We start from the raw sequence: 14,727 nt of genomic DNA, 5'->3' as shown, positions 1-14,727 counted from the left end.
CCTTTCAAGTGAAGTCTACAATATGGATTGCGGGTAATCCTTTGAACTGGCGTACTATCGGTTCAAGCCTATTGTCTTCTATTGGACGTTCAAAAAATAAAAAGACTTCATCGTATTCCATGTCGGATACATTATATGCATAATTCATTGTTGCTGGATCTTCGGGACTTTCGAAAGCCATTCTATTTTTTATCGGATAACTTTCCCGGTTTATCGGAAATATCGGGCTTCTCGTCGTTGAATGATAAGATACACCTTCACCCATGTAAACAGCCGTTTTCATCGGAATATGCATGAATTCCCCAGTACCTAAACATAATGTCCGTTTTCCTGTCCGATACTTCCTCAAATATTCTCCCGCACGCTGACAATACGCTTCAACGTCTTGTTTATTGTCTGATGAAATGCCAAATCGTCCCGTTAGAGCCGAATAATTTGAAGCATTTTTAAATCCAAAAGAATCAATTGATGAATAGGGATAGTGAGGAAGAGGGATAGGCAATGACTTCAGATTGATTCTCTTAAAATAAGGAACTTCAACAACCGAATCGCCAATAATAGTGGGAACTTCAACTAAACTAGGTGTTCCTTCTACTTGAATCGTTCCGGCCAATAAAGCATACGTCGTAATGCGTATATCATGCAATTTCTCAAATGCCTTCAATCGTTGTTGATCTTCTTCACTTCGCCAATCCAACAGGGATAAGATTGTATATTCCTTACGTGGAAACTGCTTTTCAATAGAAGCAATGATATTCAAAGCTGTCTTGCCTGTCGTAATTTCATCATCCACCAGACAAATCGAGTGTTCATTATCCAAATACCGTTCCGGTGCATAGCAACGCTGATCTGTAGCGTGGGAATGCTCTTCTTCAAAGTAGAGCGTCACCTCTTCATCAGCAAGCATTTCTCTTGTCGAATGAATGTAGGTGGCATCCGTAAAACAGTCAAAAACACCGTGACCGAGGGCCGTTGCCGTTTCCGCAAAACCGATGAACACAACCGGCTCATCGAGTTGACAGCGTAGCTGTTGTACAATCGAATACGCTGCCTGCAAGTTCTTCGGGGAACCATCCTTAACTGCTTCGATGAGCTGTTCTTTTCCAGGCATTTGTTTAGTTGTTTTGCCTTCATAATAAATAGAGGCCAGCAATGCCGATGCAACCAAGGGTACTTCGGGCGGTATTGGGATATGCTTACCAAGCACTTTACTAACGAATAAAAAAGATCGTTTTTTGTTAATTCTCGCGGCCATCTCATATAAGGTTTCAACTGAAAGCTCGTATGGATTTTGTTCAATTTGTACATGTACTTGCATAGTCTCGCAAACTTCATGCGTGTACCTACTCGGATAACAAATCGATGAATGTGATATTTTCATTGTACACCCCGTATATATCAGACTTAATTAACACTTTTTGTGCCCAGTATAAATGTGGCTTAATCTCATTCATCTTGTTCATAAATTCACTTTTGAACACGCCTTTTTCACCTGTCGCCTGCTGGAAGATACTAAGCGCATCCACATACTCTTCCTTCGTAACGACATGCAATGCTTGAACAGGCAAAAGGTGCGACGGATGAATGATTGTTTTGCCAACTAATCCGTTCGCTCTATCCAGCAACGTTTCCTGAATTAGCCCGTCAAAATCTTTCCGAATCAATTCTTTTCTAAGAAGAAGACCCACTGAACCTGAACTTTCTTGAAATGGCGTCTCACGTAGTTGTGGTTTTAAGATGCGACCGTTTGATGAGAAATGTTCCCACACTGGTCCCGATACTACGAAACCATCATGTTGCCTGGCAAAAATATTGACTACATCCGTAATTAGCTCATTGACAATAGATATCTCATAAACAGTCGTCTCACTATCCCTTCTCAACCCGTAAAGCCCACATAAATCGGTGGCACCAATACGGATATTCAGAATGAAATCAGAATACCGGTCGACTATCTCCTTTATACTAAGCAACTCGGCCAAACGACGCTCCTTGTACAGCACATTCGGCGATTCAAGAATCGGCATACCATATAAAACCGTACTTGCTTGCTCATTCAACAGCCGTAGACCCGATAAGTAGTCTTCCCCATTATCCGATGAAAACTTAGGAAACACAAAGCCGACGAGGTTCTTCAACGAATCACCGAGCCGCTCCCCTATATCCAGCATCTGTTGTGCACTTCTTACTCGAACAAAAATAAGTGGGGTCGTTTCTTCCGTAAGTCGGCCATCCTCAATTGCAGCGCTTATTTGTTGCATATGCGTAATAAGTTTATTTTCCGCCTGTTCGACTTCATGATCGCCTATTGCATCTTCAAGACAGATGGCTACTGTGACAAGCTCCTTGAATTTATTAGTAATAATGAGATGGGCTATATCCTCACGTGTTGCTGGCATATACAATAAAGCACCCAGACTATATGACAGCCGTTGTTTATCGGTATGCTTCGTAACCGTCTCCGGTTTTCGATAAAATAAATCTTCTATGCCTATAGCGGCTATGTCATTAAAGTACTTCAATCTGAGCACCAACCTTATTTATTATTCGATTTAGGGTAAAAGAAAAAAGAAGGGGCTAGCCTTCTTTTTGTCTTTTTATTAAGCCATTTTCTTTTTATTCATGTTGTGAACGACGAATGTAGCAATGAACGTCAAGATTAGAATGATAAAGAATACGTAGTGGTGGACTTCAAAACCAACAACGCTCAATCCCATCTTAATCGCTATTAACATAATCAGCACATACGCTGACGTTTCAAGTTCAGGTACTTTGTCGATTAACTTCAAAAATACGCCGGCAATTCCGCGCATCATCAAGACACCGAGCATGCCGCCAAGAAGAAGTACCCAAATCTGTTCACTGACACCGAAAGCAGCAAGAACACTATCTACTGAAAAGGCGATATCCATAATCTCTACAGCAGCGATTGTTCCCCAGAATGTACCGAAAAGACGGATTAGAATACCTTCTGTTTTCATCCCTGCAATTTCGTCGTCATTACCAGCCTCTTTAGACTTATCCATAAAGTATTTAATCGCCAACCACGCGAGATAAGCCGCACCTAATGCCTTGACCCACCACAATTTAATGAGGAAAACACCGACTCCAATTGCGATAAAGCGGAAGACATAAGCACCAAGAAGCCCGTAAAACAAAGCTTTTTTTCGTTGTTTTTCTGGTAAATGTTTGACCATGACCGCCAAAACAAGAGCATTATCAGCTGACAATAACCCCTCAAGTATGATGAGGGTACCGATTAAGCCCCAACTGACTGGATCCGATAATACTTCCACCCACATACCCCAATCAAAAAAAGCGGCATATGTATCGATTATTCCATTAAGTATCTCCATTAGTTCCTCCTGATAATAAAACAATAAAAGACTTCAACCTTTTACCGGCTCGTAAATTTATACTTCTAACCCATAATTCTTGCAAAGCGCGCCTAGACCTCCGGAGAATCCGCTACCAATTGCATTGAATTTCCAATCGTTACCGTGCCTATACAGTTCGCAAAAAACAACAGCCGTTTCAATAGAGAAATCTTCTCCCAGATCGAAACGTAGCAACTCTTCTCCGGTTGCTTCATCCGATAATCGGACAAAGGCATTTGAGACCTGACCAAAGTTTTGACTTCGTGCTTCTGCATCGTGAATCGTAACCGTAATACCAATGCGGTCAACGTACGCAGGAATTTTAGGGAAATCGACGATTACTTGCTCGTCATCCCCATCTCCCTCGCCCGTCCGATTATCGCCCGTATGTAGAAGAGCGCCACTCGGATGCTTAAGATTATTATAGAAAATAAAGTCATGATCATTTTGGCAACGATTGCTTGCATCCACTAGAAACGCTGATGCATCAAGGTCAAACTCCTGGCCACCAGAATATTTATTGGTATCCCAACCGAGTCCGATAACACCTCGTACAAGACCTGGATTGGTCTTAGTCAAATCGATTTTTTGCCCTTTTGATAAAGTAATCGCCATCTGAATCACTCCTGTTTATCATGATTAGAACACTGAAGCTCCATATCTATATAGATTGAATGCGTGAGTTTCCATTGAATACCGCTTCGGCGCTTAGGGGATGCCTCCCGCCCTAAGCCAGGTAGCTTCGCCACCAGTCTCAGGGCTTCGGCTACCCCTGTAAGGCACCTACGCTGAGTTCACATACCTAATTAAAAGCGTCAACATATATAGCTACATTATTTAATTAAGACTGTAGACCGTAGTCTTTTACAAGTGAACCGAGTCCGCCTTGGTAGCCGCTACCAATCGCATTGAACTTCCACTCGCTACCATGTCTATACAGTTCCCCTACAACAACAGCAGTTTCAATAGAGAAATCTTCGCCTAGATCATAGCGGATTAACTCTTCACCGTTTGCATCGTTGACGATTCGTACATAGCTATTTGAAACTTGCCCGAAGTTCTGACTACGTTCCTCTGCGTCGTGAATTGTAATCGCAAACGCAATTCTTTCAACCGTAGTTGGTACATTAGACAGGGAAACTTTGACTTGCTCATCGTCTCCATCTCCTTCACCAGTCAAGTTATCACCAGTATGAACGACAGAACCATTTCCACCCTCAAGGTTGTTGAAGAAAACGAAATCTTTTTCATCTGCACATACACCAGCTGCATTTAATAGGAAAACAGATGAATCTAAATCGAAATCTTTTCCACCGTCATATTTATTTGTATCCCAGCCAACACCAACCGTAATATTCGTTAATCCCGGGTTACTTTTCGTCAAATCTACTTTTTGTCCTTTACTCAATGAAATAGCCATTTATGTCATCCTCTTTTCTGTTTTTTATAGTTTATGAATACCTTTTAACCATATCGCCAAGACCTGCATCTGATGATCCTGATCCAACTGCGCCAAATTTCCATTCACTGCCGTGACGATAAATTTCTCCTACCGTTAAGCTAGTTGAACCTGCATAATTTTCGGACAGGTCGAATTTCAGTAATTCCTCATTGTTCGCCGAATTCATGACACGGATAAACGCATTTTCCACTTGACCGAAATCTTGCTTACGTTTTACACAATCGTAAATATTGACAACGAATACAAGTTTGTTAACGTTTGCGGGTACCTTTTTCAAGTCGACAATCACTTGCTCGTCGTCTCCGTCGCCTTCTCCAGTGATATTATCGCCTGTGTGCGTTATGCTACCACATTTACTTTTCAAGTTGCCAAAGTAAACCAAGTTATCATTGCTCGCAAATTTATCGTCTTGAAGCATGATTACAGATGCGTCGATATCCATATTTGTAGCACTGCTACCGCCACCACCGAAAAGTCCGCCAAGTAATCCGCCTGCTTTTTTCTGACTCTGAATTGGATCCCAACCGAGTCCTACAGTAATCTTCTCAAGACCTGGATGGCCCTTCGTTAAATCAATTTTTTGACCTTTTTGCAAAATAATCGCCAAACCAATCACTCCTATACATTTTAATGAGAATTTTTATCTTTTCGCAAAAAACACTATCGATATATATTTTACTACATCTGATACCGAACTACCAAAATGAAGATTATCTATAGCCTTTTCTCCCCTGCAACGCCAAACTCAACTTTCACGAATTATGTAGTCGTCATTAGACAATGACTCGTAATACCTCAAAGACGACCTGACAAACCATCCAAATACCTCGGAATCCCAATTGATTGTGTCACCAGCAATACTATACAATCCGGATAGTAAGCTAAAATGGCCACTTTCCAGTTCATCACAATCATCCCTTCTTAACTAGTACGTACGAACATGCCAAATGGTTTCAAAAAAAGTAAATCTACAGTATTTGTTTTTTTACATATTCACTTCACTACTCATTTCAAATACATCGAAGACATTTTCTTTGAAAACGAGTGACATGATTTTCCCTTCTTTTTCGTAGAAGTGAATATTCCCTTTCCGTTCATCTTCAAGTTCCATCCAGCCCCACTTCTTTATTTCCTCCAAGTAATGCTCCGGCGGTTCTCCCTGCTCCCCGCCAATATCGTTCAATTTATATTTTGCCGATTTCGCAATTTCTGTCGTACACGCTTCTGGCTTTAGTTCGCTCGCATTTTTCGGAACCGGGAAACCATGATTGATTACCGCCATGCGATAGCCCTCTTCTGCGCTATACACATTCGAACAGCCCGCCATCATACCGACAATGAAAAGAAGTATGAGTATCCGTTTCATAGCTTTATCTCTCCTTACAGAAAATTCACAACACATTCCTTCAAGTTTACTAGATGTATAGAGGCTTGTCACGGGACGTATTTGTGACAAAGTAGGTGGTAGAATCCAAACTAGTGATAAAGCTTAAATAACTTTAATCAATCATGAAATAGTCATTGATAATCGAATCATATCCCTGCACTGGATGCCATTTTCAACGATTTCTTCCTCGTAGTGATCCACGAAAAAGTCTTTTATAACACCATCGATACGAAACCCAGATTTCTGATAAAAAGCCAATTGACCAATGCTGGAATTGCCCGTCCCAACTTCCAGAAACTTGTAGCCCAACGCCTTTGCCGTCTGGATTGCGTCACTCATTAACTTCTTCCCAATCCCGCGACCTTGTATACGCTCATCTACAGCTATATTTATAATCTCCATCGTTGTTACACCTAACTTGACTAGCACATAGACACCAACGATTTCGCCTTCCTCTTCAGCAACACGGCACTCCCCATTAACTATATACTGCTCTACCAGTTCTCGCGATGGGTCGGCAAGAAGCAGGAGTTCAAAAGGTGGAGTTTCATGTTTAAATAATTTCCTGATTTTCATTTATGCACCTTCCTTGCACCTCGCACATAATTTTTTCATACGTTGCATGCCAACCTTTATAGTATTTGGATACGTCTTCAGATCGGATGAAAATTCTTCTGCTTGATTCATACTCCGCTTCAAAAGAATGTAATTCAGTTATGTCCATTTCGCAAAAAGTCTGATAACCTACTTTCGGATAAGGACTGTCTTCATTCCACAACGAATTTTCATTATGGTCGATTTCAATTGAACCGAGGAGTGCGCAATTTCCCGCTACATAACCTTCTTCCATTGCCTCGCGTTTAAAGCACGCTTCCGCAGTTTCACCAACTTCGATATGACCGCCCGGAAAATCCCAACCCCGATCATCCAAATCGACCATCAACAGTTTCCCATCCTTAAAACAGAAACCATGAACACTAGTGATCAAATCCCTTTCCGGCAAGAGACCACTTTTCCATGTCAACTTCAGCTTATGACCTCCCCAATCTACGTATGTACTTGTCATATACGGTCTCCTTTCCCCAATGAATACCCTTCAAACAGCCTGCCACCATACGGCTTCAACACTTCATCTGCAAGGTCGATAATTGCTTCTTTATTGCCCGTTTTATAAAATGCATCGAATGCTTGTATAAACGTTCGCGCAAAGTTCTTATCAAATTGATTTAAAGCACGCATAATCCATTTCGATGAACCAATCCATTGAACATTTGTCCGCAAGAAGAATTCATGAAGGGCATCGGCAAGTGTATTCGCAATGAAGATTTCTTCCGCACGATTTGTTGAACCAATCAAATCATCGAGCGCATCCGTTATCATATAACGCTTCATCTCTATCGTTTTTATTGTCCATACTTCGGGGCCTTTTTTCAATAGCTCATTAGCTTTTTCCTTTATTAAAGAAACAACTCCCGAATCGAATAAGATGATTCCTTCAGAAACCATCCGTGGCAATGAAGGACGGGCTCTTTCACAGTCCAACTTGAAAAAGTCCACGTAAGAAGTGAGGTTGTGGACGAACACTTCTATTGGCCATCCATACTCAATCAGTGATTCACGGTACGCCGATTCTGCCTTGTCATCAAAAACAACGATATCCAAATCTGATGTTGCTGTCTCTTCCCCTCTGATGACACTTCCAGCAAGCAATGCAGCTTGGCAATCCGGGAATTTTGCTACTATAAACCTACGCGCGGCTTCGATGGGCTGTAATCTGCTGGCGTTCATAGACTCACCTCTCCCCTAGCAATTTTAAGGTCTATCTTTAACTCTTTTAATCAATCCAACTTTGTTGTTTTCGATAAGAACGGAAGAACCTCGATTTCTCATGCACCTACACCTGTTTTAGAGTTATGCTCAATCAACCAACAATCCCTGTATTCCCCTTCATGCAATTCATTTCCCGGGAGCAATTTCACCTTTTCAAACCCGCATTTTTCATAACACCGAATGGCTCGTTCATTCCACGTTTGCGGGTCCATCACAATTCGATCCGCCCCTTTGTCTTCAGTTAAATACGTCACCATCGCTCGAACAAGTTGCGTTCCGATGCCTTTATTCCAATAAGCGGATTCGCCTATGAACTGATCCATACCGTAAATGTTCTGTGATGAATCGGCATAACCGTAAGCTAGTTTTTCCTCTTCCTCCACTATGTAAATTTGGACATAGCCAATTGGAATTCCACTAAACTCAACCAGGCATCTCATCACATTTTCTTCGTCTTCAAAAAATTCCTGCTCCACTTTCTCAAAATTAAACGGATTATCACGCCCCTCATAATACCGAAGGATTTCCGGGTCAGTAAGCCATTTCGATAGAAGGACCTTATCAACTCTTTCTAATTCTCGGACTTGCAAATTCCCTTCGTTGATAATGAATGACCTTGGTTTTTCCCTACTTAACACCTCATCGACAAACTTTAATTTCCCTTCGGCATACAAACTCTCGTTATCCGGATATGTTGCCGCCAGCTCTTTTTTCAGCTTTTCATATTGTTTTGCTACATCAGGATGTTCATTCAAATAGTCCCTGAAAAACGTATGTTTTCGCCACCATTCCGCACCATATTCCACAATATGAAGGACATGCGTTTTTGTTAGTTCCTCCAGGTTTGTAAACTTGGCAAAGACAACCTTCCCTTCTATTTCCACACGGCCAAGATGATAATAACCGGCTTCTTTTAATCTCTTTTTATCAAATTTCGCTACATCATCCATTGATCGAACACCGACAAGAATATCCAGAAGTGGCTTAGCGGCAATCCCTTTGATGGAAGTGCTCCCCATATGTTCAATATCCACCACTAGCAGTCCAATTGCCTCACTCAATAATTCTTTTTCCTCAATGAAATCTTCTTCCCAGTCAGTAGCATGCGGTACTAATCTGACTTCACCTTTGTTCAGTCCCAACATAATCATCACTCCTCATATGACAAAAATGGTTCATACATCGTGATTGCATGGTTTTCTGTAATGAATTCATCATTGATAAGTTCGCCGTTCAGGTTATACGCTTCCCTATAAATCGTATTATGGCGCACATAGCCACCCCATGATTCACGCGTAAAACTGTGGTCCTTTTCATATACTTTATACGTTCGATTCGCAGTCATAGACGCACGCCATTCACCGACGAGCGATCTGTCCGTCAAGTAGATAAGGAGCTGATACGGCTCATTCGTTTCATTCATTAATTGTAAATCTAGATAATTGTATGCGCATGTAGCACCACTTCCGAATGGTTGGTTCCGTTTCGAATCCGGAAACACGTCGTAACTGTGACGATAGCGCTCAGTAATCGTCAGCGGCGTATGAAGTGCCATCCAGTAAATCAAATTCGACAATTGACATAGGCCACCACCAACTCCTGTCGTCACTTGCCCGTAATGCAAAATCATTCCGTCGACGTAACCTTTTCGTTTCGTCGTACTGCCTATCAATCGCCAATAGGAAAATGTCTCTCCAGGCTTAAGTATTATTCCGTTCAATTTTTTTGCTGCTATTTTCAAATTCTTAATTTTGTTTGTTTGCAATACCATCTCTACATCTTTCAATTGGCGGAGCAACGGCGTTCGATGTTTGAAGATGACATGGTTCAGTTGCTCTACTGAACGCTTCGTTGCATACTTCTTTCCGTCCATGTACCACACCAAATACCGCTTCAATCGGTACACTTTCTTCCCGAAGAATATCCGCAAATTGCTGCGCTTTTTCGGTTGCAATGAATTCATCCACTCCACCCCTCTTCTACTTATTCTCTTCTATGACAGCTTTACCCTTCGAATAAACTGAATAAAATAAATTGGTGTGCTAAACGAATGATTCATTACTCCCTATACATAAAAGCCGTACCAAGTTTAGACTCCCTGGTACGGCTTTTCATATTACGTCAACCTATATTTCCTGCAAGCCGCATTGCCATATAGACGGCAACCCCCCAAACGACCCATGCAGATACTTTATTCAACAGCGTCAGTAGCTTACCAGTTGAATCCAACTTACCGAAATAACGCCCTGCAGTTGCAAGCCCGATAAACCAAAGCCATGAAACAACGATTGTTGTTAGCGTGAATGCTATTCTTACATCCCCCGAGTAATTTAGTGAACTCGACCCGATAACCCCAATTGTATCGAGAATTGCATGAGGATTCAATAAAGAAACCGAAGTTGCAAATAGGATTTGCTTCTTTGTCGAAAATCTCACCCCGTCCACTTTCGTCGACATTGCATCACTTTTCCATAAGACAAAACCAATATAGAGTAGAAAGACAATACCGATACTGAAGATAACATTTTCCAGCCAAGCAAATGTTAAAACAAGAAGTGAGACACCCGAAATCGCCGCTATGATCAATAGCGTGTCGCAAATTGCTGCCGTTACAACAACCGGCAAAGCTCTAGCAAATGTCGGTTGCAACGCCCCCTGATTAAAAACGAACACATTTTGGACACCTAATGGCACAATAAGTCCAAATGCAAGTATAATTCCATGTACTATCGCCTCGGTCATATTGCCACCCCAATTCAATCTCTATCTTAATCCATTCTCGATTAAAACCCTTTGTCCTCCTCCACAAATCAAAAATAGCCGCACCAGATTATCTCCGGCACGGCTTTCATTTTCTTCATTTATCCCGCATTAACGGGCAGTAAGACCCCCCACTTCAAGTCTTCAAGGGCACGAGAAGAATAAGCGGGGGGCAACTGCCCGTAAAAGCCCGAATGGTTAAACTAACAATCAGTTGGGGATGAGGACCCCCTCTGATTGAAGATTAAATTTATTTCGTTTTCTGCACGATAACAACTTTCAAATAGTTGAATTCTGGGTAATCACGGTTTGTCCGGAAGTCTTTCGGTAATGTTGATTCCTCAAGAATTTTATACCTAGATCCTGCTTCTTCGAAAGCCTGGTCGATGAACGTTTTGAATTTCTTCATTCCGAAACTCGCATTATTCGTCGACGCCACAATGATGCCGTTTTTCTCCGTAATCGAAATCGCATCCATAAGAAGTGCCGGATAATCCTGCGCTGTACTGAACGTATACTTTTTAGTACGGGCAAAACTAGGCGGATCAAGAATGATTAGATCGAACTTCAAATCATTCCGTTTTGCATAGCGGAAATAGTCAAAGACATCCATCACTTTGATATCCTGCTGTTCGTAATCTATGGCATTCACACTGAACTGCTCAATTGTTTTCGCATTGCTACGCTTCGCCAAGTCGACGTTTGTCGTCTTCACCGCGCCACCAAGTAGTGCTGCAACGGAAAATGCGCCCGTATACGAGAATGTGTTCAACACATTTCTACCCTCAGAATACTTATCGCGAACCACTTTACGCATATCACGTTGATCAAGGAAAATACCCGTCATTGCACCATCATTCAAATTGACAGCGAAATTCATGCCATTTTCCTTGACGATAATTGGGAAATCGCCTTGCTCCCCTTTAACGAAATCATCCTGTTCGATGTATCCGCCTTTTGTATCAAAGCGTTTTTTCTCATAGATACCTTTGTAATCAATGATTTTATCGAACACACTGTAGACATGATGCTTAAGTGAATAAATTCCTTCGCTGTACCAACTCACCATAAAGTAGCCATCGAAATAATCAATAGTCAGGCCGCCGATTCCGTCGCCCTCTCCGTTGAATACGCGGAACGCTGTCGTGTATGCATCCGCAAATAAATTTTCACGTCTCGCAAGTGCCGCAGCGATTCTTGACTCGAAAAAGTTAAAGTCGATTACTTCTTCCTCTTTCCTCGTCAGTACCCAGCCGAGGCCTTTGTTTTGTGAGCCGTAATAGCCTTTCGCAACGAATCGACGATCTTTATCTACTAATCGTACAATCGTTCCTTCCGCTTCCGTCGCAAGCACGCCGGAATTAATAATCGCGTCTTTTAAAATTAACGGATAGCCTTTTTTGAAGTCTTTAATATTTCTTGCATTTACTTGTAAATCGATTGTTTTTGTCATTTTGTCATCCTTACTTGATCGTTTTCCTTATTATCGCACGTTTTATCATTAATTGCGAAATTAGTAAAGTCTTTTGCTCTTTACACTGAATTGAAGCAACCTGCCTATATAAGTTGAAATAAAAATTCACTTCAAATACGCTACGGCGCTAGGGGATGCCTCCCGCCCTAAGCCAAGCAGCTTCACCACCAGTCTTAGGGCTCCGCCCCCCCTTGCAATGCGCCTTCGCTCAGTTTATATAGGTATTCATTTGAGCAGCGGAACTGATCATTCTCGCTATTTTTTCACATAATGCTTCTTTTTTCAATCTTCCTTCAACAACGTCCGTGAATACACCAGTCCGACAACACCAACGATGGTGAACAAAATTGCTCGAACAAGAATGGAAATGCTTGATAAGTCGACGATGAAAAGCTTCAGCACACAAATGATAATGAGCACCGCACCGATAATTTTGACATACTTCCAATTCATTTTCCCACCGATACTGATTGACACAAACGCAAAAGCAAACAACAAGAACGTATGCGCAAACAACACATACTCCAAATCCCATTCATAAGCTTTCGTGAAGGCTAAGTACCATTTATTTAGCACGATGAAATAGATAATCTGCAGCACAATCGCCAGTTGTGGTGTCTCCCACTTCAGCTCTTTCCCCGAAAGATAGAAACGATTTTTCATAATTGCCAACACTACAACCGTTAAAACAACCACAAAAGCAAGTTGTACAATGAAATTAAACAAAAACTCACCGTGTTTATAATAGGAACCCAAGCCCGTAAGCAGTATCCCCATACCTGTTATCAGAAACAGAATGACCGCCCCATGCGTCAAGTACAGCCCTTTACTCCACCTATGGAAGAAGTACATAGCACCAAGTGCCATTAAAAATACAAGCGCATGAACATGATTACCTGTTTCAAACGATACATAAGTATTCGCGAGCAATAGCTTCGTTAATTTATAAATATAGAACAAAACTAGCAGTTGACCAATGATTAAACTCTTATCAATTGACTTCGTTTTCCCCTTCAAACGAGAAGGGGTATATTGATAGAGCGTGTAAAATATCCAACTGAACGAACCAATAAAGACAAGCCACACTGCATGTTCTAAGGACCAAAATGAATTTATCTGCATCGTATCCAGAACTGTTAGGACCGTCAATAAGTAAATTACTGAGCCGGTGACAATCGTCCTGAGCGTGTCAAAGCGCAAACCGATCCCTATCCCAATTGCCCCATTCAACAGAAGTAACATCAAAACAACTCGAGCATCCTCCAAGTTGAAGGATAGGATAAAGACACTGACTGCAAATACGGCTACAGCAGACAAAATTCCACGTAGTACGCTTTCCTTCTTCCAAAACGAATATGCCGCAAGCGCACTGTACAACAGTGCCAACAAGCCGTAAACAGAAACTTCCTGTACATGTTCAAGTAGCTTTATCCAGCCGATTGTAAAGACGAAATTCGAGTAGAGAAGCGCTTCTGAAAATACACCCCTTGAAATTCGGCCTTTTAAGTAAAAGAATAAAATCACCCCATGCTGAATTAACACAGTCGCAACCAGTATCGATTCTTCCACAAACGCACTGTCGAGAAGTGCATAAACGAACAATGTTAAATGGAATAATACGAACGTTACGTAGAACGTATACTTATGCTTTTGACTAAGTGACACATAAAATAGTGATAAAAATAACAGCAGGATGTACGCACAGAATTGAACGGAAGTCGCTCCTTCCCCTTCCAATAAGAAAGGTAGTAAAAACCCTGCTATCCCAGCAAATATCGTCAACGTTTCCGATTTTGTCTTTCTCGATAACAATAGCCCTGCAATGATATAAGCCACACCTAACACAAATGCAATCGTGAAATTCAGGTAGCCATATAAAAGATGTGCCGCAAAAGTCGTCAAAATTCCGAGTCCGATAAAACCGCCAAGCAATGTTAGACCAAATCCTTTTTTCCCACTATTATAATAGCGCATCCCTAGGAAATAGAGCAAAACCGTCCCAGCATAGCCCATTACAACACGCACAGGATTGGTAATAAATCCATGATCCATTCCTACTTTCAATCCCCATAAGACGCCAAGTAGCAGAATGAACATAAACACACGCGGAAGCCAGTTGCTTAATGCTTTCTCAAGATCGAACTCTTTCCTTACTTTCTGCTGAATCGGAACTTCATCCCTAACTGGTTGCTCAGGCAGACGTTCCATTATTGAGGACAGATGAACTTTTCCCACTTTCTCCGCAACATAACTTGGAGGGGTTTTCATCTCGGCCAATTGCCGTTTCAACGTACTGACTTCCCCTTCAAGATCAGACACCCGTCGCAAAATAACTTTCAGTTCTTCATCCAACTCCATCACCCATTTCCTACTTACTAGTTTCAAAGACCTTTATCGGGGTATAAAAAAGAGAACCCCCTCGATAATTCGAAGTGCT

Annotated in this window: 15 protein-coding genes; all 15 read right to left on the bottom strand. The window is 41.6% G+C overall.

What is annotated here, in order from left to right; all coding sequences use genetic code 11:
• Positions 1-4: 4 nt before the first annotated feature.
• Positions 5-1,381, bottom strand: coding sequence for a phosphoribosyltransferase family protein (locus I2484_RS11025; protein WP_207151072.1), 1,377 nt, complete (start codon positions 1,379-1,381; stop codon positions 5-7).
• Entirely contained in the window at positions 1,344-2,522 is a 1,179-nt protein-coding gene (locus tag I2484_RS11020; protein WP_207151071.1) for an HpcH/HpaI aldolase/citrate lyase family protein, read from the bottom strand. The genes I2484_RS11025 and I2484_RS11020 overlap by 38 nt, the downstream gene beginning before the upstream one ends.
• 78 nt (positions 2,523-2,600) lie before the next feature.
• The gene (locus I2484_RS11015; RefSeq protein ID WP_186671536.1) at positions 2,601-3,356 is read right to left on the bottom strand and encodes a TerC family protein; all 756 of its coding nucleotides are present in this window, start codon (positions 3,354-3,356) and stop codon (positions 2,601-2,603) included.
• Between the two features lie 57 nt (positions 3,357-3,413).
• Entirely contained in the window at positions 3,414-3,992 is a 579-nt protein-coding gene (locus tag I2484_RS11010; RefSeq protein WP_207151070.1) for a TerD family protein, read from the bottom strand.
• Positions 3,993-4,218: 226 nt separating this feature from the next.
• Positions 4,219-4,797 carry a TerD family protein gene (locus I2484_RS11005; protein WP_207151069.1) on the bottom strand — a complete coding sequence of 193 codons (579 nt, stop codon included), beginning with the start codon at positions 4,795-4,797 and terminating at the stop codon, positions 4,219-4,221.
• A gap of 31 nt (positions 4,798-4,828) precedes the next feature.
• Positions 4,829-5,446, bottom strand: a complete 618-nt coding sequence (locus tag I2484_RS11000) for a TerD family protein (protein ID WP_207151068.1) — start codon at positions 5,444-5,446, stop codon at positions 4,829-4,831.
• A gap of 378 nt (positions 5,447-5,824) precedes the next feature.
• Positions 5,825-6,205 (bottom strand): hypothetical protein, encoded by a 381-nt coding sequence (locus I2484_RS10995; RefSeq protein ID WP_207151067.1) that lies wholly within the window; start codon positions 6,203-6,205, stop codon positions 5,825-5,827.
• A 141-nt stretch (positions 6,206-6,346) separates the two neighbouring features.
• Positions 6,347-6,802, bottom strand: coding sequence for a GNAT family N-acetyltransferase (locus I2484_RS10990; protein ID WP_207151066.1), 456 nt, complete (start codon positions 6,800-6,802; stop codon positions 6,347-6,349).
• A complete protein-coding gene (locus I2484_RS10985) occupies positions 6,780-7,292 on the bottom strand; it encodes an NUDIX hydrolase (RefSeq protein ID WP_207151065.1) in 513 nt (170 codons plus the stop codon). Before I2484_RS10985 ends, I2484_RS10990 begins: the two co-directional genes overlap by 23 nt.
• Positions 7,289-8,014 carry a nucleotidyltransferase domain-containing protein gene (locus I2484_RS10980; RefSeq protein WP_207151064.1) on the bottom strand — a complete coding sequence of 242 codons (726 nt, stop codon included), beginning with the start codon at positions 8,012-8,014 and terminating at the stop codon, positions 7,289-7,291. The genes I2484_RS10985 and I2484_RS10980 overlap by 4 nt, the downstream gene beginning before the upstream one ends.
• A gap of 98 nt (positions 8,015-8,112) precedes the next feature.
• Complete coding sequence (locus I2484_RS21830) at positions 8,113-9,201, bottom strand: GNAT family N-acetyltransferase (RefSeq protein ID WP_346014184.1); 1,089 nt, start codon at positions 9,199-9,201, stop codon at positions 8,113-8,115.
• Between the two features lie 5 nt (positions 9,202-9,206).
• Entirely contained in the window at positions 9,207-10,019 is an 813-nt protein-coding gene (locus tag I2484_RS10965) for a VanW family protein (RefSeq protein WP_207151063.1), read from the bottom strand.
• A 158-nt stretch (positions 10,020-10,177) separates the two neighbouring features.
• Positions 10,178-10,798, bottom strand: coding sequence for a LysE/ArgO family amino acid transporter (locus tag I2484_RS10960; protein ID WP_207151062.1), 621 nt, complete (start codon positions 10,796-10,798; stop codon positions 10,178-10,180).
• Positions 10,799-11,066: 268 nt separating this feature from the next.
• Positions 11,067-12,269, bottom strand: coding sequence for a class I SAM-dependent rRNA methyltransferase (locus I2484_RS10955; RefSeq protein WP_207151061.1), 1,203 nt, complete (start codon positions 12,267-12,269; stop codon positions 11,067-11,069).
• A gap of 303 nt (positions 12,270-12,572) precedes the next feature.
• Positions 12,573-14,648: a DUF2339 domain-containing protein gene (locus tag I2484_RS10950; protein WP_255551331.1), complete on the bottom strand. Its 2,076-nt coding sequence runs from the start codon at positions 14,646-14,648 to the stop codon at positions 12,573-12,575.
• Positions 14,649-14,727 lie beyond the last annotated feature (79 nt).

Source organism: Sporosarcina sp. E16_8 (genome assembly GCF_017347095.1).
Lineage (GTDB): Bacteria > Bacillota > Bacilli > Bacillales_A > Planococcaceae > Sporosarcina.
Note: the sequence above shows the minus strand (reverse complement) of the source record. Positions and strands in the feature narration are given on the sequence as shown.

What these genes read in the sequence shown, in the direction of transcription:
- I2484_RS10960 (WP_207151062.1), bottom strand. Translation starts at nt 10,798, where the DNA reads ATGACCGAGGCGATAGTACATGGAATTATACTTGCATTTGGACTTATT.
- I2484_RS11005 (WP_207151069.1), bottom strand. Translation starts at nt 4,797, where the DNA reads ATGGCTATTTCATTGAGTAAAGGACAAAAAGTAGATTTGACGAAAAGT.
- I2484_RS10995 (WP_207151067.1), bottom strand. Translation starts at nt 6,205, where the DNA reads ATGAAACGGATACTCATACTTCTTTTCATTGTCGGTATGATGGCGGGC.
- I2484_RS10980 (WP_207151064.1), bottom strand. Translation starts at nt 8,014, where the DNA reads ATGAACGCCAGCAGATTACAGCCCATCGAAGCCGCGCGTAGGTTTATA.
- I2484_RS10950 (WP_255551331.1), bottom strand. Translation starts at nt 14,648, where the DNA reads ATGGAGTTGGATGAAGAACTGAAAGTTATTTTGCGACGGGTGTCTGAT.
- I2484_RS10990 (WP_207151066.1), bottom strand. Translation starts at nt 6,802, where the DNA reads ATGAAAATCAGGAAATTATTTAAACATGAAACTCCACCTTTTGAACTC.
- I2484_RS10965 (WP_207151063.1), bottom strand. Translation starts at nt 10,019, where the DNA reads ATGAATTCATTGCAACCGAAAAAGCGCAGCAATTTGCGGATATTCTTC.
- I2484_RS10985 (WP_207151065.1), bottom strand. Translation starts at nt 7,292, where the DNA reads ATGACAAGTACATACGTAGATTGGGGAGGTCATAAGCTGAAGTTGACA.
- I2484_RS11025 (WP_207151072.1), bottom strand. Translation starts at nt 1,381, where the DNA reads ATGAAAATATCACATTCATCGATTTGTTATCCGAGTAGGTACACGCAT.
- I2484_RS11015 (WP_186671536.1), bottom strand. Translation starts at nt 3,356, where the DNA reads ATGGAGATACTTAATGGAATAATCGATACATATGCCGCTTTTTTTGAT.
- I2484_RS10955 (WP_207151061.1), bottom strand. Translation starts at nt 12,269, where the DNA reads ATGACAAAAACAATCGATTTACAAGTAAATGCAAGAAATATTAAAGAC.
- I2484_RS21830 (WP_346014184.1), bottom strand. Translation starts at nt 9,201, where the DNA reads ATGTTGGGACTGAACAAAGGTGAAGTCAGATTAGTACCGCATGCTACT.
- I2484_RS11010 (WP_207151070.1), bottom strand. Translation starts at nt 3,992, where the DNA reads ATGGCGATTACTTTATCAAAAGGGCAAAAAATCGATTTGACTAAGACC.